Origin of the sequence: Cylindrospermopsis curvispora GIHE-G1 (assembly GCF_014489415.1) — a bacterium.
In the GTDB taxonomy this organism is placed as follows: Bacteria; Cyanobacteriota; Cyanobacteriia; order Cyanobacteriales; family Nostocaceae; genus Raphidiopsis; species Raphidiopsis curvispora_A.
Map to the genome: position 1 here is coordinate 3,400,796 of NZ_CP060822.1, position 24,881 is coordinate 3,425,676.

Genomic DNA, 24,881 nt, shown 5'->3' on the forward strand with positions numbered 1-24,881 from the left:
TAGTGGGTGGTGTTACCGGAGGTAATGGTAAATTCGTTGACAAAACATATCAATATTTATATTGATACAACTCTAACCCTATTTTGGCCATTTATGTGGTTATATTTATTCACCTATATTAATTCATACCTGATTTTCGTTAGTGCTTTGGGACAACAAGTTTCTTCCCTGCTGGTTGAAACCTGAGCCGGAATATTGTTTATCTAACATGAGGTTATGGTTCTTATAGGTTTATTCTGATGTTGAAAGCGAATCCTTTTTCCGTTTGACGGACCAGATGTAAGGATCTCAGTCGTCTGGGAAGACTATAGGGAACTGCCATATTACTATCGCACTCTCCTATATACTATACCCCCACATCCCCAACTATAACACCATAAAACACTTGAGCGTTACTATTGAGTATTCTTAAACCGCGTTTGGGATTCACTTTTGTTGCATTTCTGCTCGTTGCCAAATTAACCTCACACACTTATTTACGCAGGTGATATTGTAGTTGGCTCATTGAGATAACAATAAATATGTAACCCGAAAAGCCACACCTACAAGTTTGTACTTTGCTAGCTTAGTGAAGCCTAGTAGTTTACCGTATTTTTATTGCCTGTGGTCAAAAACTACAAGTAGCCATAATATATAATATCATCCTTTAGAGAAAAAATTTTTTCTCAACAATTTTTCCAAAAAATTTAGAGCTTATGGTATCAGTCACAGCCAATAAACAAATATCTTTATGCTTAGGTGCAATCTCAGTTTTGGCTACAACTATTTTTACCAGCCATGCTCAAGTTCCTCCGCCCAGGGGTTCTTCGGGTAATCAAATTACTCTCAATGGTAGTAAGTTGCCAGCATCTTGGATCCAATTACGGCAAGGTGACCAAATAATCACATATTTGAGTGATGCGGCTTTGAGCCAATTTGTAGGGGTGGATTTACTAAACACCACCAATCCGGAATTACAACCGGTTGATTGGTATTCCAACGTACCTGTAAGATCTCTAAAAGCCACAATTTTAGGGGGATATCGCTATTTGGAAATTTCCCCCCTGGCGGAAAAAAATAAGTGGCAAATTCAAACCAACGGTGCTAATTTGATGATTTCTACCCCTTCGGTAACAATCAATGATATCCGTCAGGGTAAGGGGTCTTGGGGAGACCGTTTGGTCATAGATATGGATTATGCTGCACCCTGGAAGGTAAGACCTGGTCAACCTATTAACTCAGGACCCATCGTTACCAATTCAGCACCGGGCCAAGCCCCTGTACAACCTAATCGGGAATGGATTATTAGTATAGATGGTAAAGCGACTGACGCACTGGTCAAAAAGTATCTGGCTACATCTAGTCCAAATCCCCTCATACGAAAAATTCAGATGACTAACCGGGTGAAAAATACACAGCAGACCAATATACATTTAAGTTTACCTCTTGCTTTATCTCCCCGCGTTACTACCCTTTCTAACCCTAACCGCTTGGTTATTGATGCGCGTCAGGATGCTTTGGTTCCTAGAGATATTACTTGGAGTAAAGGACTCCGTTGGCAACAAGGATTTATTAATCTCGGCAAAGACAGCTTTCCTGTAGTTTGGTTGGAAATTAATCGGAAAACATCAGGGTTAAATTTACAACCCATATTACCCAATCCTCAGACACAAACAGGCACAGCACCACTAACATTAACTGCACAACGCTACTCAGCTATGGCGGCAATTAATGGTGGTTACTTTAATCGTAATAATCAGCTACCATTAGGTGCAGTACGCCAAAATGACCAGTGGATTTCAGGACCTATACTCAATCGAGGTGCGATCGCATGGAATGATCAAGGGGAGTTTTATTTTGGTAGGTTGAGTTTAAACGAAACCCTAATTGTCAATCAGGATAATAAACAAACATCTCTCCCAGTTTTGTTTTTGAATAGTGGCTATGTACAAAATGGCATAGCTCGTTATACATTTGCTTGGGGACCTGACTATGTACCACTAACCAATAATGAAACTATCCTAACAGTTCAAAATGGTCAGATTACTAAACAATCCCCACCCAAGGGGGCCATTTCCATACCTCAGGATGGCTATTTACTGATCTTGCGGGGAACTGCTGTCAGCAAAGCTTCCCTTTTGAGTGTTGGCACAAAAGTAAATTTGGAAAGTTCCACCACACCTGGTGAGTTTAACACCTATCCCCACATTATTGGAGCAGGTCCCTTATTAATTCAAAATCAGCGAATTGTTGTTGATGCCAAAGCTGAAAAATTTAGTCAGGCTTTCATTAAGGAACGAGCAGTTCGTAGTGCTATATGCACTACGAACACTGACAATTTAATTCTTGCTGCAGTTAATAACCGTGTTGGTGGATGGGGACCAACATTAGAAGAACATGCCCAGATCATGCAAAAGATAGGTTGTACAAATGCCCTTAATCTAGATGGGGGTAGTTCTACAAGCTTATATCTAGGTGGACAATTACTGGACCGGTTCCCCAACACTGCTGCTCGTGTTCATAATGGCATTGGTGTTTTCTTAAAGTAAATGAATTGTGAAGAGTTAATGTGGAGCAGGGATTTTTTAGCTCCAGTAGACCACCATTAGGTAGGTTTTAATTTAATATTGTGATGTGAGATTAGTTTGGAGATTAATATGGCTCAATTGACAGAAAAACTTTCCCACAATGCACTTAGTCTGAGCACCACTGCTGACCATAAGGGAATCCTTGCTGGTGAATTACGTCCTTGGGGATCATTCACTGTTTTAGAGGAAGGAAGGGGCTATAAAATTAAACGTATTGAGGTTAAACCCGGACATCGTCTTAGTTTGCAAATGCACCACCACCGCAGCGAACACTGGATAGTCGTCTCTGGTACGGCTAAAGTTGTGTGTGGAGATCGGGAAATCCTCCTGAGTAATAATCAGTCCACATACGTGCCTCAATGCACAGTGCACCGCCTAGAAAATCCCGGTGTCATCCCCTTAATTTTAATAGAAGTCCAAAATGGAGAATATTTGGGGGAAGATGATATCATTCGTTACCAAGATGATTATGCTCGTGATCATCATTAAGAATGGTATGAATAAACCATTAACCACTTAAACCCTAATTAGCCATTTCCCTGCCATGATTAGCTTGAGTTCAGCAGCTACCAATGAAATTGGACGCTTAAAATCCAAACAGCAGCTCCATAGTTTATTCCGGGTGCGGGTCCAACCAGGTGGTTGTTCCGGGTGGTTATACCATATCTCCTTTGACCAGTTGATTAACCCAGAAGATCAAGTGTTTGACATTGACAACCTCCAACTGGTCATGGATCAGGAAACCATGAAGTACATCAACGGTTTAACCATTGATTATTCCGAAGACCTTATGGGTGGGGGTTTTCGTTTCCACAATCCCCTGGCCACCTCCACCTGTAGCTGCGGTAATTCCTTCTCCATGACATCTTAACCCACCGTTAATTACAAAAAAATAATTGACGGAAAAACCAAAAAAAAGTTATAATCAGGATTTGTTAAAATAAAAAATAGGCAGCTTAATGCGCTGTAACTCATGCCAACAATACAGCAGCTAATACGTAGTGAGCGCGAACTAGCGCGTCAGAAAACCAAGTCCCCTGCTCTGAAGCAATGTCCTCAACGTAGAGGAGTGTGTACCAGGGTATATACAACCACCCCCAAAAAGCCCAACTCAGCTCTGCGGAAAGTGGCAAGGGTGAGACTGACCTCCGGATTTGAGGTGACGGCTTATATTCCGGGAATTGGTCACAACTTGCAGGAACACTCGGTGGTGATGATTCGTGGTGGTCGGGTAAAAGATTTGCCTGGGGTCAGATACCACATTATCCGTGGCACCCTAGATACAGCTGGAGTGAAAGACCGGAAGCAAGGACGTTCCAAATATGGAACTAAACGCCCGAAAGAGACCAAAAAATAGGTTTTAGGCGATTAATTGTCTTTAGGATTAATCGCCCTAACTAACACCCTGTGTTGTGGAAGAAAGCCTTCTGTGTTTGATAGAGAGTGAAGATGTTCTGATAACATATAATCTCGTAGTTTCGTTACTAAAATTTCCAGTTTAAGGATGAAGTATGTCTCGTCGTGGTGTTAGTCAAAAGCGGCCAGTTCCGCCAGACTCAGTGTACAATAGCCGCCTTGTCAGTATGATAATGCGGCGGGTAATGCGTCATGGGAAAAAGTCTCTGGCCGCTAGGATAGTTTATGATGCCTTCAAAACAATTGAAGATAGAACAGGTGGTAGCCCCCTAGAGGTATTTGAGAGGGCAGTGCGTAATGCCACCCCTCTAGTAGAAGTAAAAGCTAGAAGGGTAGGTGGTGCAACCTATCAAGTACCCATGGAAGTCCGGGCGGACCGGGGAACAGCTTTAGCTCTAAGATGGTTGGTGCAATTTTCTAGATCGCGCCCAGGTCGCACCATGGCCAGTAGACTGGCCAATGAGCTAATGGACGCAGCCAACGAAACAGGAAGTGCCATTCGTAAGCGGGAAGAAACTCACCGCATGGCGGAAGCAAACAAAGCATTTGCACACTACCGTTATTAAGTGAGATATGCACCGATATATCCTCAGTTTGTGAGGAGTATATCGCTAGATTTCTGCCTAAGACGGTTTTCCGTAAAAGTATAGAATCTTAACAAAGAGTAATATACAAGATATCATGGCACTATAATTATAGGAGGTAAATGTGGCACGCACAAACCCGCTAGAGAAAGTACGCAACATCGGTATTGCGGCGCACATAGATGCGGGAAAAACTACAACAACAGAGAGAATACTATTTTACTCTGGGATAATTCATAAAATCGGCGAAGTTCATGAAGGAACAGCCGTAACCGACTGGATGGAGCAGGAAAGGGAAAGGGGAATTACCATTACCGCTGCTGCTATTAGTACCAGCTGGAAAGATCATCAAATTAACATTATTGACACTCCTGGTCACGTAGACTTCACCATAGAAGTGGAACGTTCCATGCGGGTGTTGGATGGGGTGATAGCCGTGTTCTGTTCTGTGGGTGGAGTTCAACCCCAGTCCGAGACCGTATGGCGTCAGGCGGATCGCTATAAAGTGCCTCGTATAGCTTTCATTAACAAGATGGATCGCACAGGAGCGAACTTCTACAAAGTGCATGAGCAAATGTGCGATCGCCTACGTGCTAATGCCATAGCCATCCAACTTCCCATAGGTAGCGAGAGCGAGTTCCAAGGTATTGTAGATTTGGTGCGGATGCGTGCATATATTTACACTAATGACCAAGGGACAGATATTCAAGAAACAGAAATTCCGGCTGAATTAGCAGAACAAGCGGCAGAGTATCGAGTAAAGCTGATTGAAGCAGTAGCGGAAACAGAAGATGCTCTGATGGAGAAGTATTTTGCGGGTGAAGATCTCACCGAAGCGGAAATTCGTAGTGCCCTGAGAAAGGGAACAGTGGCTGGAACAATTGTACCAGTGCTTTGTGGTTCAGCCTTCAAGAACAAAGGCGTACAGTTAATGTTGGATGCAGTGGTAGATTACCTACCAGCTCCAATAGACGTACCAGCGATTCAAGGTACACTACCCAACGGGGATACAGTAGAGCGGAGAGCTGAGGATAGCCAACCGCTATCAGCTTTAGCCTTCAAAATTATGGCAGATCCCTATGGAAGACTTACCTTTGTCCGGGTTTACTCTGGCGTGCTGAAGAAGGGTAGTTACGTACTTAATGCTACCAAAGGTAAGAAAGAACGTATTTCCAGACTGGTGGTACTAAAAGCGGATGAGCGTCAGGACGTAGAAGAACTGCGTGCTGGTGACCTAGGAGCAGCAGTAGGGTTAAAAGACACCTTGACGGGTGACACCCTATGTGATGAGGGATCCCCAGTAATTCTGGAATCCCTATTTATTCCCGAGCCGGTTATTTCCGTCGCAGTAGAGCCTAAGACCAAAAATGACATGGATAAGCTTTCCAAAGCTTTACAGGCTCTTTCAGAAGAGGATCCCACCTTCCGGGTTAGTGTGGACCCAGAAACCAATCAGACGGTAATTGCTGGCATGGGGGAACTACACCTAGAAATTCTGGTAGACCGGATGTTGAGGGAATTTAAGGTGGAAGCCAACGTGGGTGCACCCCAGGTAGCCTACCGAGAAACCATCCGCAAAGCTGTCAACAGAATTGAGGGCAAATTTATCCGTCAAAGTGGCGGTAAAGGTCAATATGGTCACGTAGTCATTGACTTGGAACCGGGTGAACCTGGGACTGGTTTTGAATTCGTCTCCAAAATAGTTGGTGGTGTGGTTCCCAAAGAATACATTGGACCATCGGAGCAGGGTATGAAAGAATGCTGCGAATCCGGTGTATTAGCTGGATATCCACTCATTGATGTGAAGGCTACCCTAATAGATGGTTCTTACCATGATGTAGACTCTTCAGAAATGGCCTTCAAAATTGCTGGGTCCATGGCTATGAAAGAAGCTGTGGCAAAGGCCTCACCTGTGCTCTTAGAACCCATGATGAAAGTTGAGGTAGAAGTACCTGAGAACTTCCTGGGTGATGTGATGGGGGATTTAAACTCTCGTCGCGGACAAATTGAGGGCATGGGTTCGGAGCAGGGACTGGCTAAGGTAACTGCTAAAGTACCCCTAGCGGAAATGTTTGGCTATGCTACAGATATCCGGTCTAAAACTCAAGGACGGGGTATTTTTTCCATGGAATTTAGCCATTACGATGAAGTACCTCGCAACGTGGCTGAGGCAATTATCGCAAAAAGCAAAGGGAACGCATAATTAAAAAAGGAGATATACATGGCACGCGCAAAGTTTGAAAGGAACAAACCTCACGTTAATATTGGTACTGTTGGCCACGTTGACCACGGTAAAACAACTTTAACAGCAGCTATTACCATGACCTTGGCTGCTTTGGGTCAAGCAGTGGCTAAAGGCTATGACCAAATTGATAATGCGCCCGAAGAAAAAGCTCGGGGTATTACCATCAATACTGCCCACGTTGAGTATGAAACAGAAAAACGTCACTACGCCCACGTAGATTGTCCAGGACACGCTGACTATGTGAAGAATATGATCACTGGTGCTGCACAAATGGATGGTGGTATTCTAGTAGTAGCTGCTACTGATGGACCTATGCCTCAAACCCGTGAACACATTCTTCTAGCAAAACAAGTGGGTGTTCCTAGCTTGGTTGTCTTCTTAAACAAAGAGGATATGATGGATGACCCCGAATTGTTGGAACTGGTAGAATTAGAACTGCGGGAATTATTGACCAGTTATGAATTTGATGGCGATAATATTCCCATTGTCAAGGGTTCTGGCTTGCAAGCTCTCCAAGCAATGACCGCTAATCCTAAGACTCAACGAGGCGAAAATCCTTGGGTAGATAAAATCTACGAACTGATGGATGCTGTAGATTCCTATATCCCCACCCCTGAGCGCGATATAGACAAACCCTTCTTGATGGCAGTAGAGGATGTGTTCTCTATTACTGGTCGTGGTACGGTCGCTACCGGTCGGATTGAACGTGGTAAGGTGAAGGTTGGTGATAACGTTGAATTAGTGGGTATTAGAGACACTCGAGCTACCACGGTGACCGGGATTGAAATGTTCAAGAAGAGTCTTGACGAAGGGATGGCTGGTGACAATGCGGGTGTGCTACTACGCGGTATTCAAAAAACCGACATTGAACGGGGTATGGTAATTGCTAAACCCGGTTCTATTACCCCCCACACCCAATTTGAAGGTGAGGTTTATGTTCTCACCGAAAAGGAAGGTGGTCGGAAAACCCCCTTCTTCCCTGGTTATCGTCCCCAGTTTTATGTACGGACAACCGATGTAACGGGCACTATTAAAACTTTTACTGCTGATGATGGCGGTGCGGCAGAAATGGTAATGCCTGGAGACCGGATTAAAATGACTGTGGAACTGATTAACCCTGTGGCCATTGAACAAGGTATGCGTTTTGCTATTCGTGAGGGTGGTCGGACTATCGGTGCGGGTGTGGTGTCGAAAATTCTAAAATAGAACTCACCTTTTTGCTCTGAAGAAAATGGAGCGGAGATGGTTACAATTCATCTCTGCTCTTTTTTCTTCCCTCAAGCTCTAAATCTAAAATTCACAGAACCAGGAAAACTAAAGATGGCAACTTTACAGCAGCAAAAGATCAGAATCCGCTTACAAGCTTTTGACCGACGTTTATTAGATACATCTTGCGAGAAGATTGTAGATACGGCCAACCGGACTAACGCCACAGCTATTGGACCTATTCCTTTACCCACAAAACGCAAAATATATTGCGTGCTGCGTTCTCCTCACGTAGACAAGGATTCCCGTGAACACTTTGAAACCCGTACCCATCGTCGCATTATTGATATTCATCAACCATCTTCTAAAACTATTGATGCCCTGATGAAGTTGGATTTACCATCCGGTGTGGACATTGAAGTTAAACTATAGCCAAAACGCTAAATAAAGCTTTGATGGGTCAAGAGTTGGCTTGACTCAAAAGGTGGAAAGGAGGGAAAGCAAAACCCCTTTTTTCCACTTTTATTTTTCCTGTTTCTGATACAATATTCTCAAATAATCTCAAGTACAAACTTTCACCCAGACTTGGGTGTAAAATATTAGTAACATACATAGCCTTTATAGTCTTAACAATATACTTTATCCCCTAACCCAAAATGACATCTTCCCCCAAAATTGCCGTCCGCGAACTACCCCTTTTCCCCCTACCAGAAGTGGTGCTTTTTCCCACTAGACCTTTGCCCCTGCATGTGTTCGAGTTTCGCTACCGAATTATGATGAATACTATTTTAGAGAGCGATCGCCGGTTTGGGGTGTTAATGGTAAATCCAATTAATGGTGCTATAGCCAATGTTGGGTGTTGTGCAGAAATAATTCATTATCAACGATTGGAAGATGGCAGAATGGAAATCCTAACTTTAGGACAACAAAGATTTCGGGTGCTCGAATATGTGAGAGAAAAACCCTATCGTGTAGGTTTAGTGGAGTGGATGGAAGAAAATCCACCAGCCTTGGATTTAAGACCTTTAGCTACGGAAGTGGAGCAGCTATTGCGGGATGTAGTTCGTCTCTCTTCCAAATTGACGGACAGGGATATTGAATTGCCAGAAGATTTGCCAGATTTACCACGGGAGCTATCTTATTGGATAGCTAGTAACCTATACGGTGTAGCCGATGAACAACAAGCATTGTTGGAATTACAGGATACCCAAGCCCGATTAAACAGGGAGGCGGAAATCTTGACATCTACTCGTAATCATCTGGCCGCACGTTCAGTCTTGAAAGATACCTTTGATGATATAAAGTAGTATGTCATGCAGGTGACGGTGGGCAATTTTTTGCATGTACCGTGGGAGGGATTTTTAGACCATCTTAGGGACTAAAAAGCCAAAACATATTATTTATGACCAAAAACCTCAATATATCAAAACTTTAATCGTTCTAACTCCAATTATTTAGGGTATAACATGAGAATATGTTTATCAAAAACTTTGGTTTTTGCCTTGGACACCTATTTTTATGGACATTCAGTTAATCAACATTGGTTTTGGCAACATAGTTTCTGCTAATCGGGTAATTGCCATTGTTAGTCCCGAATCAGCACCTATTAAGCGAATTATTGGCGATGCCAAAGATAGAGGACAATTAGTTGACGCCACCTATGGTCGTCGCACTAGGGCGGTAATTATCACTGATTCTAGCCATGTTATTCTCTCAGCAATTCAGCCAGAAACAGTGGCCAATCGTTTTGTTCTTTCCCGTGACCATCACACAGCTGACAATTGATAATAAGTCCCAAATTAGACAATGCAATTTTTACCTCTTATTTCCAGTGCTACTACCCGCCCCGGTAAGCTAATTGTTTTAACAGGTCCTAGTGGAGTTGGTAAGGGAACTTTAATGCAAAAACTTTTGGCACAACATCCTCAATTGTATTATTCAGTTTCTGCTACTACTCGCTCTCCTCGTCCGGGAGAAATTGATGGCAAAAGTTATTACTTTATCACCCCCAACAGCTTTCAAGAGTTAGTTGCTCAGGGGGAATTTTTGGAGTGGGCGGAATTTGCTGGTAATTATTATGGAACTCCTCGTGCTGCTGTTCTCCAGCAAATTAAGTTGGGAAGATCGGTGATTTTAGAAATTGAATTGGCCGGGGCCAGACAAATCAAAGCTTCTTACCCTGACGCCTTAAGCATTTTTATTTTGCCTCCTTCATTTCTAGAATTAGAAAACCGCATCCGAGCAAGAGGACAAGATTCGGATGAAGCCATCACTCGTCGTCTTAACCGGGCTAAGGAAGAAATTAAAGCCGCTTCAGAATTTGATATTCAAATTGTCAATGATGACTTCGCTACAACGTTAAATGAACTGGAAACTATTTTAAAAGCTATTTCAAGTTTTTCAGAGCTTTGAAACTAAGATATTCACTTTGTCTTTCACCACCACACCAGATTATGTATGATTATGGTGTGGGGGCGCAGAAATTATGGAAATTAACCAATTAAACCTTGGATAATTCCAGAGTTCAGGGTCAAGAAGAAAGCAACTACAGCACCACCAATACCACCAATTAAGAAAGCACTGGTGAAGTTATTCCAACTTTCTTTGGAATTAAATGCGTCTCCTGGAACTTTAGTCACTGTTACACTCGCTAGTGCTGGAGCAGGATTGCTATTAGCATACAGAGACAGACATGCGGTAAGAATGATAACTAAACCCACACTGCCCAATAATCCAGCTAAATTGGCATTGGCAGAATCACGTAGGGGACCTAACTTATCAAAAGGACCAAAAAGTAAGTAGCCATGTGCCATGCCCACTTCCAGTCCCCGTCTAAAAGGAGTTAATCCGGGTCTATAAGCAGGTAAGTTGCCAATAAACCACTTAACCAAAGGGGATGAGTTAATTGGGGTTTCCAAGTTTCCATCCTGGGGATTACCACCAGCTGCTCTTACGGTTTGCTGATTTCTGGGGTCACTGGGGAGATTTTTAGATTTATTTGCTGCTTGTGCCATGTTTTGTATTGCCTCAATATTGCTTCAACATTATGGTCGGTAAACAGTTGTCAAGGATAGGTTGAGATATGGTTAACTCTCCTAAATAGTACTGTTTACCGATCAAGACTATATTTCGGTCTAGCTGGCCTAGGGTAGGGGGTGGAACAGTAGGTCAGGGAAAAAGCGGTTAAATTCGATGAGAATACCCGCTGTGATAGTCAGCCAAATTGTGGCTGCTACGGGAGCTGTGGAAATAAACTTGATTAGGTAGGATGATTGATCGCTTTTATCAGCCATGGATTTAGTCTCCGAAAACAAGTGGATGGGAGCAGATGAACTAGCGAGGAGAAACGGTAATTTCCGAGTCCTTAGCAGTTAATTCACCAGAGAGAAATTCTTTAATCGCTGCTGCTGGCCAAGCAAACCCACTGGTGATAATGGGTAGTGCTAAACCCAGATCAATTTGGATCTCTTTTTGCTCGCTATCAGCTTCTTTTTTGATTGCTTGTAAGTAAGCACGGCCTACCCAACCAATCCAACCAGCAATGTAAAGGAAGAGAATACTAGGAATTAAAAAGTCCCCTGCACGATCTAAACGACCGTCAACAATTAGGTGGGGATAGCCCTCAGGACCACATAAAGCCTGTGAATATCGTTCAAACCGCTTTTTCCCAGATTCGGGATCAGCAGTGGTATTACGGGCATTTAGAGCCAGATCTTGAAAAGCGGGAGAGTCTTTACAAGGAACAAGGTTGGCGCCCAGGGCATGGGCCTGAGGGGCAAAATTGAACCAGAGACCAATCGCTAAAATCAAAGCAAACAATCGTCGCATGGAGTTGTTTCCCTTTGTTACAAAAAAGTAAGTTTTTTGACTTCTCCCCGCTTTAAATATACGGAGATTCATTAGAACCGTTTTTGTTCCACAAGCGTACTCTAATTGGCGCAGTCAAAAACGCCTTACTGACTCCATCTGGATCAACTCCAAATATTGTCGATACTTTTTTTCATGTTACCATGGTGTACAAAACGAAGCGGCCTGTACAGTGTGGGATTTGGATAACTAGCAAGTCATCATACTCTTGGCAGGGAATCGAGTAAAGTTGAAGTAAATAAAAGTTAAAGCTTCGCAACCAAAAGTTAAGATTTGACGACTTGGGGGTTTGGACCTCCATTCCCATTTTCTCGCACCTAGAACAATTTATGACAACTATATTAGCTATCGAAACCAGTTGTGATGAGACTGCTGTGGCTATCGTTAAAAATCGTTACGTGAAAAGCAGTGTCATAGCTTCCCAGATTCCTCTCCATCAGCGATATGGTGGAGTGGTTCCAGAGGTGGCTTCTAGACAACATTTAGAAACAATTAATCAGGTAATAGCACAGGCCCTAGATGACAGTTTGATGAGCTGGGGAGAAATTGACGGTGTGGCTGCTACTTGTGCCCCTGGACTGGTGGGAGCTTTATTAGTGGGTCTCACTGCTGGAAAAACTTTGGCTATGGTCCATGAAAAGCCTTTTTTGGGAGTTCACCACCTAGAAGGTCATATTTATGCTACCTATTTGGCTGAACCTGATTTGAATCCCCCCTTTCTTAGCTTACTTGTTTCCGGTGGACATACAAGCTTGATTTATGTTCAAGATTGTGGTATGTACGAAACTTTGGGACAAACTGTTGATGATGCTGCAGGTGAGGCCTTTGATAAGGTGGCTCGCTTATTGGGCTTAGCTTATCCCGGAGGCCCAATTATTGACCAGTTGGCACAAATGGGCAATCCCCATGCTTTCTCTTTGCCAGAAGGCAAAATTTCTTTGCCCCAAGGTGGTTATCACCCCTATAATTCTAGTTTTAGTGGTCTAAAAACAGCTGTGTTAAGGCTTGTACAACATTTTCAAAAAGATGATGAGAAAATACCTGTAGCAGACATTGCCGCCAGCTTTCAAGCAACTCTGGCTAAAGCTTTGACTAAAAGAGCGATCGCCTGTGCCTGTGACCATGGTATAAAAACAATTGCCATAGGTGGTGGTGTAGCAGCTAACAGCGGACTTAGACAACACTTACAAGCAGCTGCCAGAGAGCATAATCTGCGGGTTCTTTTCCCCCCCTTAAAATTTTGTACTGATAATGCTGCTATGATTGGTTGTGCTGCATCTGACCATCTGTCACGTGGTCACCAGTCTAATTGGACTTTAGGGGTTCACTCCCGACTACCTGTGACTCAGGTAATGGATTTATATAAAGTTTAACCAGTAATAATTGAAATAATATGTTTACTAACTCCATCCGGTTGCTCTAGCATGGCCAGATGGCCACAATTGGGAATTTCAATCACATTATCGCCAACATATTGAAAGAGCCAATGAAAGCTGGCCAAATGACGTACATACTTAGGTTCTATCACTTTATCATCAGCACCTGTTAAAAAGTAAACTGGCTGTTTTATCTGTGAAACTAACTGAGGCAAACTATTCACTTCCTCTTCAGTTGTGGAACTCATAAGTGTTCCTATAGCTGATTGAGGATCAGCGATGATAAAATCCATAATTCTTTGACGGGCCCAGTGCCGATCCAAAGGACGTGCCACATTAGTTCTAGTAAAAAACAAATCAATTAAGGGGAGTTGGTAAAGCCAACGAGGTCGGATTTGTAGAAACTTTTGACCCGTGGCACGGAACCGCTCAAAGGCCTCTTTCAAGTAAATTCCACCACCAGCATTAATACAAATTACACCTTGAACTAAGTTTGGCAATTGGAGTGCGGTTCTTAAAGCAATTGTACCTCCCCAGGAATGACCAATTAGCCAGACTCTAGAAATACTCAGTAATTCCAGGAGAGCAATTAAGTCCTGAGAATAGGCCCCAGTGGAATAGGGAGAATGGTCATGGGAGTTATGGGGTTGACCACAGGATTGGCATTGAGATTCCCCAAAACCCCGCAAATCGTACGACAGGCACTGAAAATCAAGGGAAAGACGAGAAATTAGCGGTTGCCAATAGCTACGACTATTTAGCCAACCGTGGATAAACACCAGAGTGTCAGGGTGGGAGGTAGGGACTGTTAATTCGTAGGCGTGTGGAACGCCAAGTATTTCTATTTTTGCCATACCTGGGGTTTCATAGAGGAAGTTAAATCAATTACACAATTACAGTCAACTGTCCTAGACTATTTTAACCTGTTCTAGAACCCAACTATAAAATCTGGAACTGGAAGGAACAGGAAGTGCTAAAGTTAAAAGTGTGTGGAAAATCTGATCCAGAATCACGATTACCCTTTCTAACCTCCTTATTATTCAACTTACCCCCTGTGGTTCTTGAACAGAGATTAAATGGTGCAAGCGTTTTTCTAGGTTAGTACGCACTGTCAAATATAAACAACTTATTCGTGTTACCCGAACCGCATTGGCATGGGTTTTTGGAAAACTTGGTTTACTAATTCCAACTCTGTAGCGACAACTAAAACCGGCACATTTGATGAGTATGCACGGGGAGATAAGCGTAATTCTAGCGTCAGTGGCGATAGTATTGTTTTCAGCACTGAACGAGATATTGATCTATACGAACTGGAAGAACTCTGTGATGCGGTTGGTTGGTCGCGTCGTCCCCTAAGAAAAGTGAAAAGAGCCATTGACCATAGTTTCCTCGTGGCCTCCATGTGGCAAATACGAGGGAGCAAAAAGCGGTTAATTGGTTTTGCTCGTGCTACGTCAGATCATGCTTTTAATGCCACTATTTGGGATGTGGTAGTTCATCCAGACTTCCAAAATCAAGGTTTGGGTAAGGCATTGATGAAATTTGTTCTCAAAAAACTCAGAAACGAGGAAATCAGTAATGTGACCCTTTTTGCTGATGCCCATGTGGTGGACTTCTACCGCACTATGGGGTTTATCCCAGACCCGGAGGGGATTAAGGGGATGTTCTGGTATCCTGAATGAGCCTAGGAAAGGGAAATGGAGGGCATGTAAAAGGTCGGGATGACAGGATTTGAACCTGCGGCATCCTGCTCCCAAAGCAGGCGCGCTACCAAGCTGCGCTACATCCCGATAAGTGGACTTTTATGTGGAGCGGAAGTTTTACGCACCATATAAAAACTAACTTATTTTTTTTGTTTTGTCAACAGCAACTGTACTTTTTTTGAAAGTTACTGGAAGTTGGGCATGGTGACCTCCACAATTTGTTAAACTTTCAATGGCATCGTTCCCAGATGTTTCAAACAAGATACGCTAATTCAAAACAAGGAGAATCACAGCAAATGGGCGGGGAAATTTTAAATGCAGGTATTTTGTCCTTCGGACTGATTTTCGCTGGTTGGGCTATAGGCGCCCTACTGCTGAAAATTCAGGGAGCAGGAGAATAGATTCAAAAAAATGGGTAACTCCTCACCTTAAGGTGGGGGATCCCCAACCACAAAAATGTGAAAAATGTAAAGTTTTATTTCCATACCTGAACTCTGTTAAAATTTTTATCACAAAACATAAAAATTTATAACGACCATAATGACATTACTAGTTGTTGGTGCTACTGGCACTCTTGGCAGACAAGTTGTTCGTCGTGCTGTAGATGAGGGTTACAAAGTCCGCTGTTTAGTAAGAAGTCTGAAAAAAGCAGCATTTCTGAAAGAGTGGGGCGCCGAACTGGTGAAAGGAGACCTGTGTTATCCAGAAACCTTATTGGGTGCTTTAGATGGTGTAACGCAGGTAATAGACGCTTCCACTTCTCGTGCTACAGATTCATTAACTATTAAACAAGTGGACTGGGAAGGTAAAGTAGCATTAGTTCAAGCTGCTAAGTCTGCTGGTATAGAGCGGTTTATTTTCTTCTCAATTTTGGATGCTGACAAATATCCTAAGGTTCCCCTAATGGAAATTAAGCGTTGTACAGAATTGTTCATAGTTGAGTCTGGTTTAAACTATACAATTTTAAGACTAGCTGGTTTTATGCAAGGGCTGATTGGTCAATATGGCATTCCTATTTTGGAAAATCAGCCAGTATGGGTCACTGGTGAGTCTTCACCAGTAGCTTATATGGATACTCAAGATATTGCTAAGTTTGCAATTCGCGCCCTGACTGTACCAGAAACTGAAAAACAAACCTTTCCTCTGGTGGGGACTCGTGCTTGGAGTGCAGAAGAAATAATTGATATTTGTGAGCGCCTGTCAGGAAAAGATGCCAAAATCACACGAATGCCCTTAGGTCTACTACGGGGCGTTCAGGGCCTGCTAAGATTTTTTCAGTGGGGGTGGAATGTGGCTGATAGACTGGCTTTTTCGGAAGTTCTAGCTAGTGGTAAACCTCTAAATGCTTCTATGGACGAAGTATACACAGTATTTGGACTAGATAAACAACAAACTACTACTGTAGAAATTTACTTACAAGAGTATTTTAGCAGGATTATGAAAAAGCTAAAAGAGTTAGACTACCAAAAAGCAAAAGAGAAGAAAAAAGACAAAAAAACCCCTTTCAAGCAGTCTACAAAAGTTAATAGTCAATAAAATTCCCAACCGGTGACTATATTATTCCAAAATGTGTCAGGATAACTAAATATCAAGCAGCGCCCAAACCTGGATGTTTTAATGTGCCAAAAGCAGGCATTATCTACAACGACGTAAAACCGATAGCGGGTCGAGTCGCTATCGAACTCCAAGACCAGCTGACCGCAGCTGGTTGGGATGTATGTATGACAGCAAGTATTGGTGGTATATTGGGCTACTCCAACCCCGATAGTCCCGTATGCCACACTCCCATATCAGGTCTTACACCTCCCGGATTTGACTCAGATATGAGGTTTGCAGTGGTATTAGGTGGAGATGGGACAGTTTTAGCAGCTTCCCGTCAAGTTGCTCCCTCTGGTGTACCATTGTTAACTGTCAATACAGGTCACATGGGGTTTTTGACGGAGACCTATCTGAATCAGCTGCCCACAGCTATGGAGCAGGTGATGGAGGGTCACTATGAAATCGAAGACCGGGCCATGCTGAATGTTCAAGTCTGGAGGGGGGACTCAGTTTTGTGGGAAGCGCTTTGTTTAAATGAAATGGTATTGCATCGAGAACCACTAACCTCGATGTGCCATTTTGAAATTGAAATAGGTCGTCATGCAGCTGTGGATATTGCCGCAGATGGTGTGATTGTTTCTACTCCCACAGGTTCAACAGCCTACTCCTTAAGTGCTGGCGGCCCGGTGATTGCCCCGGGTGTGCCCGTAATGCAGTTGGTTCCCATTTGTCCCCATTCTCTGGCTTCGAGAGCGTTAGTGTTTCCCGATCATGAACCAGTAAATATTTACCCGGTTAACATCCCTCGATTGGTAATGGTCGTTGATGGTAATGGTGGGTGTTTTGTTTTGTCCGAGGATCGGGTATATTTACGCCGCTCGGAATACAAGGCTAGGTTTATACGCTTACAACCACCGGAGTTTTTCCGAATTTTACGGGAGAAATTGGGTTGGGGACTACCCCATATTGCTAAACCCAGTTCGGTGGAGTTGCCATAACTTTTGATCATTATCCAGCAGTAAACCCTATCGGAAAAATCAATATGATGCCTTCTCATGGCTCCCGTGTTCTGGTGATTGAACCTGATGAAACTCTAGCTAGTCAATTGGGCTTTGATCTTCATCTTCAAGAGGCTGGATATGAGGCTATTATAGCTACTGATGCTAATAGCGGTTTGCATAAATGTCGAGATTTACAACCGGCTTTAATAGTTGTTGATAGAATGTTGCCAGGAGAGTCTGGATTATCTTTTTGTAAAAACCTCCGAGCCACTGGCAATACTAAGCCGGTTCTGATATTAATGGCCAGAGACGCCATGGATGACCGTGTGGCTTGCCTAGAGGCGGGTGCAGATGATTATATTCTTAAGCCTTACCGTTCCGAGGAATTTTCCAAGCTCATTCGTTTATATCTCAAACCAGATGTTGACAGTAGTGAACAGTTACGCTTTGGAGATTTAGTCCTAGATATTGGTACTCGTCGCGCTATCCATAACAATAAAGCCATTGATTTAACAATGAAGGAATTTGAACTATTAAAGTTCTTTATGGAACATCCCCGGGAAGTTTTAACCCGGGAACAAATTTTGGAAAATGTTTGGGGTTATGACTTTGTTGGTGAGTCCAATGTAATTGAAGTATACATTCGCTACTTACGATTGAAAATCGAAGAAAATGGACAAAAGCGTTTGATTCAAACAGTGCGAGGTGTGGGATATGTATTAAGAGAGTCCTAGGTAGAAAAAAATTTTGTTTAGCCTATTGCCAAAACAAAAAACTAGGTTATAATAGGAAAGTTGCCGAAGAAGGGCGGATGGCGAAACTGGTAGACGCACCACACTCAAAATGTGGCGACCTTGCGGTCATAGGAGTTCGATTCTCCTTCTGCCCATTAAAGAAAATAAAATATAGTCCCATCAAGGACAAGGTGCGCCGGAACAAACCAGCGTACCTTATCTAAAGAGTTTGGAGTGGTTTTATAGGGCAATAGCTGCTAGAACATCGCTAGCATGGGTGGAAGTGTTAACTGTGGTGTCAACATGAGCAATCTTGCCATTTGGATCTATGATATAAGTAACACGTTTAGCATAACCGCCGCCATCCACATCGTAAGCTTTTATTAAAGATTTATCAGTATCAGCTAACAGGGGAAAATTGAGCTTATATTTTGTGGTGAATGCTTGATGGGAAGTCACATCATCAGCACTTACTCCTAAAACTACTATATCTTTCCCTTGGTAGTCACTTTGGGCATCCCGAAAACTGCAAGCTTGTTTGGTGCATCCAGGAGTGTCATCTTTGGGATAAAAATATAGAACTACAGTTTTACCGGCAAAATCAGATAGTGACACTGTGTTGCCGTTTGTATCCTTGGTGGTAAATGCAGGTGCTGTTGTACCAACTGATAATGCCATACTTGATCTTTCCTGTGTGAGAATATGTTGATAGCAAGATTCAACCCCATTATATATCTTTTAAACACTATTATCAATCTTTAGGAAGGATTCTGGGACGTGAAACTTGTAAATCCGAGGCCCTTTGAAAGTCAAAACCAGCTCCATTTTCATCTCCCAATTCACGGCGAGCAAATCCTCGCTCATAGTATGCTGAGGCAAATTCAGGGGAGATCTCAATAGCTTGAGTGTAATCATCTATTGCTCCTTTGTAATCTCCCAATTCACGGCGAGCACCTCCCCGCTCATAGTAAGCTAAAAAAGCAGACTCAGGCTCAATCTTAATAGTTTGAGTGTAATCATCTATTGCTCCTTTGTAATCTCTCAATTTACGGCGAACACCTCCCCGATCGTAGTATGCTGAGGCGAATTCAGGAGAAATCTCAATAGCTTGAGTGTAATCATCTATTGCTCCTTTGTAATCTCCCAATTCACGGCGAGCACCTCCCCGCTCATAGTAAGCTAAAAAAGCAGACTCAGGCTCAATCTTAATAGCTTGAGTGTAATCATCTATTGCTCCTTTGTAATCTCCCAATTCACGGCGAGCACCTCCCCGCTCATAGTAGACTGAAGCAAGTTCAGGGGAAATCTCGATAGCTTGAGTGTAATCATCTATTGCTCCTTTGTAATCTCCCAATTCGCGGCGAGCAGCTCCCCGATTAATATAAAAACCATGATGGGGGTTGAGCAATATAGCTTGATCCATTACTTGTATTGCTTCTTGATACATTGTTAGACTAAGCAGGATATAAAACTTTTGACTATATAAACTAGTGTCCATTGATTGCAGTTTAATGGCTTGATTAATAGCTGCTAGGGCCATGCTGAGTCTTCCAAATTTTATGTTGAGTGCAGCTAACCTATTCCATGCTACAGAAAAATCAAATTTAGCTTTGACAGCTTGTTCAAATGCTCCTGTTGCTTCAGTATCGTTACCATTAGACTCCAGAGACAAACCCTTGCCATAATAGGCCAAATGAATAAATGCTGGCTTCCGTTCAATTGCGTTTTCAAAGGCTGTTACCGCCTCTTGATAGCGACCTAATAGCCACAATTGATTTCCCCTTTCTATCCACTCAATAGCACTAGCCTTTCCCATGGAAGCATTAACTAATACTATTGTTTTTCGAATAGACTCTATTTCCCATGATTTTAACTGTGGTGCTGGCGTATTTTCCACCCGCTCTGGTCGGGTATTCAATTGGGGCGCAATCCTTAAAAAGGTACTAATGGGAATGCCCAAATTATAACCCAATTGTACCCTATCATCTACACCTCCATCCTCTGTTGTCTCCTCCATCACAACTTGTCCTTCCGCTTTCCCATGAATACAAATGACCCTGCCCTGGCTATCCACCACTGGTCCCCCACTCATGCCTCTCTGACTAACACTTGTATATACTAGTTCGTACTCTTTTCCTAAATTGGCATCTTCTATTGTTGTATAGTCAATATCCTTTAATTCCTGCCCAGCACTTTTTAGTGCTAATAATCCGTTTTCCTTACTAAAAATTTGTCCAACTGTCAACCGGGGTGTTTGTCCCAGTTTTGGCTCTCCAACTGTGAATACATATTGGTGATTTTCTACAGCATAATTTGCTAGCGTTGCGACTGGATAGTTTTCCCCACTATTAAATTTTACTGTAGCTATATCTACCCCTTGTACCAATTTTATACCGCTATTGTCTAAGGGATATTTCTGTCCACTGGCAGTAACTAATGTATGATTTTTAGTTACGCAATGGTTATTGCTAGTCTTGTGAGGTATTTTGCAAAGCACGTGAGCGCTGGTTAGAACAGTGTAAGTATTTCCCTCCCGGGCAATTATCACTCCTGACCCATTATTGCCATCACCATCAATTCTGACTGTAAACTCCCTAACTTTACTTTCAATATTACTTAGCCATTCTGGTAATATTGGCATTTCTGGTACTGATCTATTTCTCCTGGGTACGGGTAGTCCATATCTTGCGAGAATTTCCGGTTTCAGCTGAGCCAATATTGAGCCAACAGGTATACCCCAACTGAGTTTCCTAAATTCTTTAATTTCCGACACTAGGGGTTTTTTCCCATCTGCATACACATAACCATTATTTAATATAGGAAAAGCAGACTTACCATGGATTCCTATCAGATCTCCCGTTGAGTTGATGATTGGACCCCCACTCATACCCTGTTGTGTAGCGCTGTCATACCCTATTTCATATCCTTGAACAAATGTCGGTTGAGAAACAATTTGTTTAATTGTTCCTGGAGAGAAGATTATTTTACTACTGTTGACAGAGTATCCCGATGCCATTACCGCCGTGTCTTGCTTAATTGCCGTATTCAGAATTTGTTTTGTTAAGCAGTATTTCCTATTAGGTGTAAATTCTAGAATAACCAAGTTTATCTTATCCAGTTGTTGCTGATCAGCAAGCTTATAATTGTATAGCGCACGCCCTTGGTGGACCCTGCCATCGTGAGTTTGAATACGAAGCGCAGCAGGTGTAATACCACTAATGACATCACCACTTGTCAGCACCAAATAGGAGCCACCTTCCTGGGCAATTAGAGTTCCTGAACCACCAGTGTTGTCTCCCATAACTCTGACTGTAATTCTTTGAGCTATGGTTTTTAATTGTTCTGGAGAGTAAAATTCCCCTTCCCGTTGCAATTCACAAGAAGATTCCCGTCCAGGAGTAGTTTTGGCAAGGGACTGGGGGGAACTGCTTAACACTAATGTCGGCAACAACAATAGTACCGGTAAACAACATGTCAAGTTTGTTTTCATCATACTTCCACTTCCTTATTCCTATCTATTGACTACATCTTGCCCACTAGGCATTTCCGGTTTGTTGCACTTATTTTATGAACAAGGCGTATTGAGTGATGTTGTTATGATGCACTTGACCTGATAATAATAACTCTACACCATTTGTGTAATGGATCTATTTTCCATTTCTTATGTCCCAGATTACCACCCCATCAGAATTTAGCCTAAGAGCCTGGGTGTAATCATCTATTGCTCCCTTGCTGTCTCCCAACTCTTTGCGAACAGATCCCCTGGCAGTGTAGGTATAGGCAACATTGGGATTCAGATCAAGGGCTTGAGTATAATCATCCATTGCCTCCCGCTTATCTCCTAAATTATTATGTATATCCCCCCTTATAACATAAAAAATAGCACGGGGATCAACTAGGATAGCCTGATCTATTGCCTGTATAGCTTCTTTGTACCTTTTCAAATTAGATAATAAATTACCCTTCAATCCGTAAAGATTAGGACTAATGGTCTGAGACTTAACTGAATTTTGATGAAATATAGCCTGACCAACATCCAACAATGCCTGATCTAAGTTTCCTAACTTCTGATTTGCTAAACTTAAAAAGTACCACCCAGGAACAAAATCGGGTTTAGCTTGAACAACTTGTTTGAAAACTTCCACTGCTTCAGTGTCGTTACCATTCCACCATAGGGACAATGCTTTACCATAATAGGCTAAATGAATAAAGGCTGGCCTCCGTTCAATTGCGTTTTCAAAAGCTGTTGCCGCTTCTTGATAGCGACCTAATAGCCACAATTGATTCCCCCTTTCTACCCACTCAATAGCACTAGCATTTCCCCTAGAGACATTTACTGATAGTATTGCCTTCCTAATAGACTCTACCTCCCATGATTTTAATTGTGGTGCTGGCGTATTTTCTACCCGGTCTACTCGGGTATTCAATTCGGGTGCAATCCTTAAAAAAGTGCTAATGGGAATACCCAGGCTATAACCTAATTGCACCCTGTTGCCTATACTAACACCTCCATCCTCTGTTGTCTCCTCCATCACAACTTGTCCCTCCGCTTTCCCGTGAATACCAATCACTCTACCCTGGCTATCTACCACTGCTCCCCCACTCATTCCCCCTAGAGTAATACTTGTATAAACAAGTTCGTATTCTTTACCTAAATTAGCGTCTTGTATTGTATAGTCAATACTTTTTAAGTTTTGACCAGTACTTGTTAGTGCTAATAATCCCTTCTCCCTGCTGAAAATTTGTCCAATTGTAAATCGCCAAGAGGGTGTTCGTCCCAGTTTTGGATATCCAACCGTGAATATGTATTGGTGATTTGCCACAGGATAATCTGCTAATGTTGCGACTGGATAGTTTTCCTCACTATTAAATTTTACTGTGGCTAAATCTACCCCTTTCCCTAATTTTATACTGCCATTGTCCAAGGGATATTCCCGTCCACTAGCAGCAATAACTGTATAATTTTCTTCTACACATTTATTCTTGTCCTCCTTGCTACGACTAATCTTTTGGGGTATTTTGCAAACCACGTGAGCACTGGTTAGAACAGTGTAAGTATTTCCCTCTCGGGCAATTATTACTCCTGATCCATTATTACCACCACCATCAATTCTAACTGTAAACTGCCTAACCTTACTTTCAATATTCCCCAGCCATTCTGGTAATATTGGTATCTCTGGTACTGATCTATTTCTACGTGGTATGGGTAGTCCATATCTTGAAAGAACTTCCGGTTTGAGCTGAGCCAATATTGAGCTAACAGGTATACCCCAACTGAGTTTCCTAAATTCTTCAATTTCTGACAGTGGGGGGGTTTTTCCGTCTGCATACACATAACCATTATTTAATATGGGAAAAGCAGACTTACCATGGATTCCTATTAGGTCTCCCGTTGAGTTGATGATTGGACCCCCGCCCATCCCCTGTTGTATAGTGCTGTCATACCCTATTTCATATCCTTGGGCAAATGTCGGTTGAGAAACAATTTGTTTAATTGTTCCTGGGGAGAAGATTATCTTACTACTGTTGACAGAATATCCCGATGCCAGTACCGCTGTGTCTTGTCTAATTTCCGTATTCACAATTTGTTTTGTTAAGCAGTATTTCCTATTGGATGTGAATTCTAGAATAACTAAGTTTATTTTATCTAGTTGCTGCTGTTCAGCGTTCTTATAATTGTATAACATACGCCCTTGGTGGATCCTACCATCGTGAGTTTGAATACGAAGTGCACTAGGTGTAGTACCACTAATGACATCATTACTTGTCAGCACCAAGTAGGAGTTACCCTCCTGAGCAATGAGCGTTCCTGAACCACCACTGTTGTCTGCTATAACTCTGACCGTAATTCTTTGAGCTATAGTTTTTAATTGTTCTGGAGAGTAAAATTCGCCTTCCCGTTCTAATTCACAAGAAGATTCCTGTTTAGGAGTAGTTTTGGCAAGGGACTGCGGGGAACTACTCAACACTAGTGTGGGCACCAAAAATAATATCGGTAAACAAGATGTCAAGTTCATTTCTAAGCTCTTCCTCTTATCTTAAATCATCCACAGTGATAATTGGTGCATTTTTTATATAATTGGTTACACTTAAATAAGTACTCGTTTCCGCTGATTGCATAATAGTGCCAGAGGTACTTCCTGTCATTATAGATATAAGAGATCCCAATACTTCCCAAGGGTTGCGTGTATACTCCATAGTGAATAGTTGATTCTCGCTATTACAACTACCCCCAAGGGTTGTCGCACAAACTATTGGATAGCCATTGGTGGTTCCCGCAGTTAAATACTGTAGACTCCCCATTTGGTAAGATTGCTCGAATCTGCTAGATACTACCCTGCAACGACTACTAGGATTCCATTGCTGACCAAATAATTTGGATTTCCAAGTAATAAATCTCACATAACCTTTACGTTCTGGAACCCAGGCTACAGTCATTGGTAATTTCGCCTTCATGACGGGATCAAACATTTCTTGGCACGAAAATGTGACTTCATCGGGAAAATTGACCTCATATCCTGACTGGCTGAATGCCGGATAAACATTTATATTTAATGTAGTTAAAGTCACCGCTAACCCGGAGAAAAACAATGATAGTTTCATAGACCACTCCAAAAAACACACAATTTTTACTCTTAACAAC

General features: G+C 42.5%; 25 protein-coding genes and 2 tRNA genes. 18 read left to right on the forward strand and 9 right to left on the reverse strand.

Annotated elements, in window-relative coordinates:
* The first annotated feature begins 695 nt into the window (after positions 1 to 695).
* The 11 genes from IAR63_RS15140 (at position 696) to gmk (ending at position 10,430) form a co-directional block, all read left to right on the forward strand.
* Complete coding sequence (locus IAR63_RS15140; RefSeq protein ID WP_187705848.1) at positions 696 to 2,528, forward strand: phosphodiester glycosidase family protein; 1,833 nt, start codon at positions 696 to 698, stop codon at positions 2,526 to 2,528.
* Between the two features lie 108 nt (positions 2,529 to 2,636).
* A complete protein-coding gene (locus IAR63_RS15145; protein ID WP_187705849.1) occupies positions 2,637 to 3,056 on the forward strand; it encodes a cupin domain-containing protein in 420 nt (139 codons plus the stop codon).
* A gap of 55 nt (positions 3,057 to 3,111) precedes the next feature.
* A complete protein-coding gene (locus tag IAR63_RS15150) occupies positions 3,112 to 3,438 on the forward strand; it encodes a HesB/IscA family protein (protein WP_187705850.1) in 327 nt (108 codons plus the stop codon).
* A gap of 102 nt (positions 3,439 to 3,540) precedes the next feature.
* Positions 3,541 to 3,924, forward strand: a complete 384-nt coding sequence (gene rpsL, locus IAR63_RS15155) for a 30S ribosomal protein S12 (protein WP_013190146.1) — start codon at positions 3,541 to 3,543, stop codon at positions 3,922 to 3,924.
* Positions 3,925 to 4,078: 154 nt separating this feature from the next.
* Entirely contained in the window at positions 4,079 to 4,549 is a 471-nt protein-coding gene (gene rpsG, locus IAR63_RS15160) for a 30S ribosomal protein S7 (RefSeq protein WP_187705851.1), read from the forward strand.
* Positions 4,550 to 4,691: 142 nt separating this feature from the next.
* On the forward strand, positions 4,692 to 6,770 hold the full coding sequence (gene fusA / locus IAR63_RS15165) for an elongation factor G (RefSeq protein ID WP_006275997.1): 2,079 nt from the start codon (positions 4,692 to 4,694) through the stop codon (positions 6,768 to 6,770).
* An 18-nt stretch (positions 6,771 to 6,788) separates the two neighbouring features.
* On the forward strand, positions 6,789 to 8,018 hold the full coding sequence (tuf, locus tag IAR63_RS15170) for an elongation factor Tu (protein ID WP_141302906.1): 1,230 nt from the start codon (positions 6,789 to 6,791) through the stop codon (positions 8,016 to 8,018).
* Between the two features lie 114 nt (positions 8,019 to 8,132).
* Positions 8,133 to 8,450, forward strand: a complete 318-nt coding sequence (rpsJ, locus tag IAR63_RS15175) for a 30S ribosomal protein S10 (RefSeq protein WP_009341974.1) — start codon at positions 8,133 to 8,135, stop codon at positions 8,448 to 8,450.
* A 224-nt stretch (positions 8,451 to 8,674) separates the two neighbouring features.
* Entirely contained in the window at positions 8,675 to 9,325 is a 651-nt protein-coding gene (locus IAR63_RS15180; RefSeq protein ID WP_096545979.1) for an LON peptidase substrate-binding domain-containing protein, read from the forward strand.
* Positions 9,326 to 9,536: 211 nt separating this feature from the next.
* Positions 9,537 to 9,803: an extracellular matrix/biofilm regulator RemA gene (gene remA, locus IAR63_RS15185; protein WP_006276001.1), complete on the forward strand. Its 267-nt coding sequence runs from the start codon at positions 9,537 to 9,539 to the stop codon at positions 9,801 to 9,803.
* A 21-nt stretch (positions 9,804 to 9,824) separates the two neighbouring features.
* Entirely contained in the window at positions 9,825 to 10,430 is a 606-nt protein-coding gene (gene gmk / locus IAR63_RS15190) for a guanylate kinase (protein ID WP_187705852.1), read from the forward strand.
* Between the two features lie 80 nt (positions 10,431 to 10,510).
* Here gmk and IAR63_RS15195 read toward each other — a convergent pair whose 3' ends face one another.
* From IAR63_RS15195 to IAR63_RS15205, 3 genes are all read right to left on the reverse strand, one after another.
* Positions 10,511 to 11,032 carry a photosystem I reaction center subunit XI gene (locus IAR63_RS15195; RefSeq protein WP_006276003.1) on the reverse strand — a complete coding sequence of 174 codons (522 nt, stop codon included), beginning with the start codon at positions 11,030 to 11,032 and terminating at the stop codon, positions 10,511 to 10,513.
* Positions 11,033 to 11,161: 129 nt separating this feature from the next.
* Entirely contained in the window at positions 11,162 to 11,311 is a 150-nt protein-coding gene (gene psaJ, locus IAR63_RS15200) for a photosystem I reaction center subunit IX (protein ID WP_006276004.1), read from the reverse strand.
* A 40-nt stretch (positions 11,312 to 11,351) separates the two neighbouring features.
* Positions 11,352 to 11,846, reverse strand: coding sequence for a Photosystem I reaction center subunit III (locus IAR63_RS15205; protein ID WP_187705853.1), 495 nt, complete (start codon positions 11,844 to 11,846; stop codon positions 11,352 to 11,354).
* A 368-nt stretch (positions 11,847 to 12,214) separates the two neighbouring features.
* Here IAR63_RS15205 and tsaD point away from each other — a divergent pair, with 368 nt between their 5' ends.
* Entirely contained in the window at positions 12,215 to 13,258 is a 1,044-nt protein-coding gene (tsaD, locus tag IAR63_RS15210) for a tRNA (adenosine(37)-N6)-threonylcarbamoyltransferase complex transferase subunit TsaD (RefSeq protein WP_187705854.1), read from the forward strand.
* Here tsaD and IAR63_RS15215 read toward each other — a convergent pair.
* A complete protein-coding gene (locus IAR63_RS15215) occupies positions 13,255 to 14,115 on the reverse strand; it encodes an alpha/beta fold hydrolase (RefSeq protein ID WP_187705855.1) in 861 nt (286 codons plus the stop codon). The genes tsaD and IAR63_RS15215 overlap by 4 nt on opposite strands.
* 300 nt (positions 14,116 to 14,415) lie before the next feature.
* Between IAR63_RS15215 and IAR63_RS15220 the strand changes: the two genes are divergently transcribed.
* Positions 14,416 to 14,943: a GNAT family N-acetyltransferase gene (locus tag IAR63_RS15220; RefSeq protein ID WP_187705856.1), complete on the forward strand. Its 528-nt coding sequence runs from the start codon at positions 14,416 to 14,418 to the stop codon at positions 14,941 to 14,943.
* A gap of 34 nt (positions 14,944 to 14,977) precedes the next feature.
* Here IAR63_RS15220 and IAR63_RS15225 read toward each other — a convergent pair.
* A tRNA-Pro gene (locus IAR63_RS15225) sits at positions 14,978 to 15,051 on the reverse strand.
* Positions 15,052 to 15,260: 209 nt separating this feature from the next.
* Here IAR63_RS15225 and petM point away from each other — a divergent pair.
* From petM to IAR63_RS15250, 5 genes are all read left to right on the forward strand, one after another.
* Complete coding sequence (gene petM / locus IAR63_RS15230; protein ID WP_040008135.1) at positions 15,261 to 15,365, forward strand: cytochrome b6-f complex subunit PetM; 105 nt, start codon at positions 15,261 to 15,263, stop codon at positions 15,363 to 15,365.
* A gap of 139 nt (positions 15,366 to 15,504) precedes the next feature.
* Complete coding sequence (locus tag IAR63_RS15235) at positions 15,505 to 16,500, forward strand: SDR family oxidoreductase (RefSeq protein WP_187705857.1); 996 nt, start codon at positions 15,505 to 15,507, stop codon at positions 16,498 to 16,500.
* Positions 16,501 to 16,583: 83 nt separating this feature from the next.
* A complete protein-coding gene (locus IAR63_RS15240; RefSeq protein ID WP_096545994.1) occupies positions 16,584 to 17,501 on the forward strand; it encodes an NAD(+) kinase in 918 nt (305 codons plus the stop codon).
* A gap of 44 nt (positions 17,502 to 17,545) precedes the next feature.
* Positions 17,546 to 18,238 carry a response regulator transcription factor NblR gene (nblR, locus tag IAR63_RS15245; protein ID WP_187705858.1) on the forward strand — a complete coding sequence of 231 codons (693 nt, stop codon included), beginning with the start codon at positions 17,546 to 17,548 and terminating at the stop codon, positions 18,236 to 18,238.
* A gap of 71 nt (positions 18,239 to 18,309) precedes the next feature.
* Positions 18,310 to 18,393: transfer RNA gene (locus tag IAR63_RS15250), tRNA-Leu, on the forward strand.
* Between the two features lie 85 nt (positions 18,394 to 18,478).
* Here the strand turns inward: IAR63_RS15250 and IAR63_RS15255 are convergent.
* The 4 genes from IAR63_RS15255 to IAR63_RS15270 all read right to left on the reverse strand — a co-directional run bounded on the left by IAR63_RS15255 (position 18,479) and on the right by IAR63_RS15270 (position 24,841).
* Positions 18,479 to 18,916: a peroxiredoxin gene (locus tag IAR63_RS15255; RefSeq protein ID WP_187705859.1), complete on the reverse strand. Its 438-nt coding sequence runs from the start codon at positions 18,914 to 18,916 to the stop codon at positions 18,479 to 18,481.
* Between the two features lie 73 nt (positions 18,917 to 18,989).
* Positions 18,990 to 21,731 carry a tetratricopeptide repeat protein gene (locus tag IAR63_RS15260; protein ID WP_187705860.1) on the reverse strand — a complete coding sequence of 914 codons (2,742 nt, stop codon included), beginning with the start codon at positions 21,729 to 21,731 and terminating at the stop codon, positions 18,990 to 18,992.
* Between the two features lie 154 nt (positions 21,732 to 21,885).
* Complete coding sequence (locus tag IAR63_RS15265; protein ID WP_187705861.1) at positions 21,886 to 24,255, reverse strand: tetratricopeptide repeat-containing S1 family peptidase; 2,370 nt, start codon at positions 24,253 to 24,255, stop codon at positions 21,886 to 21,888.
* Positions 24,256 to 24,271: 16 nt separating this feature from the next.
* Positions 24,272 to 24,841, reverse strand: coding sequence for a COP23 domain-containing protein (locus IAR63_RS15270; RefSeq protein ID WP_187705862.1), 570 nt, complete (start codon positions 24,839 to 24,841; stop codon positions 24,272 to 24,274).
* Positions 24,842 to 24,881 lie beyond the last annotated feature (40 nt).

Excerpts from the sequence above, each read along its gene's own strand:
- IAR63_RS15140 (WP_187705848.1), top strand. The coding sequence starts at position 696 with ATGGTATCAGTCACAGCCAATAAACAAATATCTTTATGCTTAGGTGCA.
- IAR63_RS15145 (WP_187705849.1), top strand. The coding sequence starts at position 2,637 with ATGGCTCAATTGACAGAAAAACTTTCCCACAATGCACTTAGTCTGAGC.
- IAR63_RS15150 (WP_187705850.1), top strand. The coding sequence starts at position 3,112 with ATGATTAGCTTGAGTTCAGCAGCTACCAATGAAATTGGACGCTTAAAA.
- rpsL (WP_013190146.1), top strand. The coding sequence starts at position 3,541 with ATGCCAACAATACAGCAGCTAATACGTAGTGAGCGCGAACTAGCGCGT.
- rpsG (WP_187705851.1), top strand. The coding sequence starts at position 4,079 with ATGTCTCGTCGTGGTGTTAGTCAAAAGCGGCCAGTTCCGCCAGACTCA.
- tuf (WP_141302906.1), top strand. The coding sequence starts at position 6,789 with ATGGCACGCGCAAAGTTTGAAAGGAACAAACCTCACGTTAATATTGGT.
- rpsJ (WP_009341974.1), top strand. The coding sequence starts at position 8,133 with ATGGCAACTTTACAGCAGCAAAAGATCAGAATCCGCTTACAAGCTTTT.
- IAR63_RS15180 (WP_096545979.1), top strand. The coding sequence starts at position 8,675 with ATGACATCTTCCCCCAAAATTGCCGTCCGCGAACTACCCCTTTTCCCC.
- remA (WP_006276001.1), top strand. The coding sequence starts at position 9,537 with ATGGACATTCAGTTAATCAACATTGGTTTTGGCAACATAGTTTCTGCT.
- gmk (WP_187705852.1), top strand. The coding sequence starts at position 9,825 with ATGCAATTTTTACCTCTTATTTCCAGTGCTACTACCCGCCCCGGTAAG.
- IAR63_RS15195 (WP_006276003.1), bottom strand. The coding sequence starts at position 11,032 with ATGGCACAAGCAGCAAATAAATCTAAAAATCTCCCCAGTGACCCCAGA.
- psaJ (WP_006276004.1), bottom strand. The coding sequence starts at position 11,311 with ATGGCTGATAAAAGCGATCAATCATCCTACCTAATCAAGTTTATTTCC.
- IAR63_RS15205 (WP_187705853.1), bottom strand. The coding sequence starts at position 11,846 with ATGCGACGATTGTTTGCTTTGATTTTAGCGATTGGTCTCTGGTTCAAT.
- tsaD (WP_187705854.1), top strand. The coding sequence starts at position 12,215 with ATGACAACTATATTAGCTATCGAAACCAGTTGTGATGAGACTGCTGTG.
- IAR63_RS15215 (WP_187705855.1), bottom strand. The coding sequence starts at position 14,115 with ATGGCAAAAATAGAAATACTTGGCGTTCCACACGCCTACGAATTAACA.
- IAR63_RS15220 (WP_187705856.1), top strand. The coding sequence starts at position 14,416 with ATGGGTTTTTGGAAAACTTGGTTTACTAATTCCAACTCTGTAGCGACA.
- petM (WP_040008135.1), top strand. The coding sequence starts at position 15,261 with ATGGGCGGGGAAATTTTAAATGCAGGTATTTTGTCCTTCGGACTGATT.
- IAR63_RS15235 (WP_187705857.1), top strand. The coding sequence starts at position 15,505 with ATGACATTACTAGTTGTTGGTGCTACTGGCACTCTTGGCAGACAAGTT.
- nblR (WP_187705858.1), top strand. The coding sequence starts at position 17,546 with ATGATGCCTTCTCATGGCTCCCGTGTTCTGGTGATTGAACCTGATGAA.
- IAR63_RS15255 (WP_187705859.1), bottom strand. The coding sequence starts at position 18,916 with ATGGCATTATCAGTTGGTACAACAGCACCTGCATTTACCACCAAGGAT.
- IAR63_RS15260 (WP_187705860.1), bottom strand. The coding sequence starts at position 21,731 with ATGATGAAAACAAACTTGACATGTTGTTTACCGGTACTATTGTTGTTG.
- IAR63_RS15265 (WP_187705861.1), bottom strand. The coding sequence starts at position 24,255 with ATGAACTTGACATCTTGTTTACCGATATTATTTTTGGTGCCCACACTA.
- IAR63_RS15270 (WP_187705862.1), bottom strand. The coding sequence starts at position 24,841 with ATGAAACTATCATTGTTTTTCTCCGGGTTAGCGGTGACTTTAACTACA.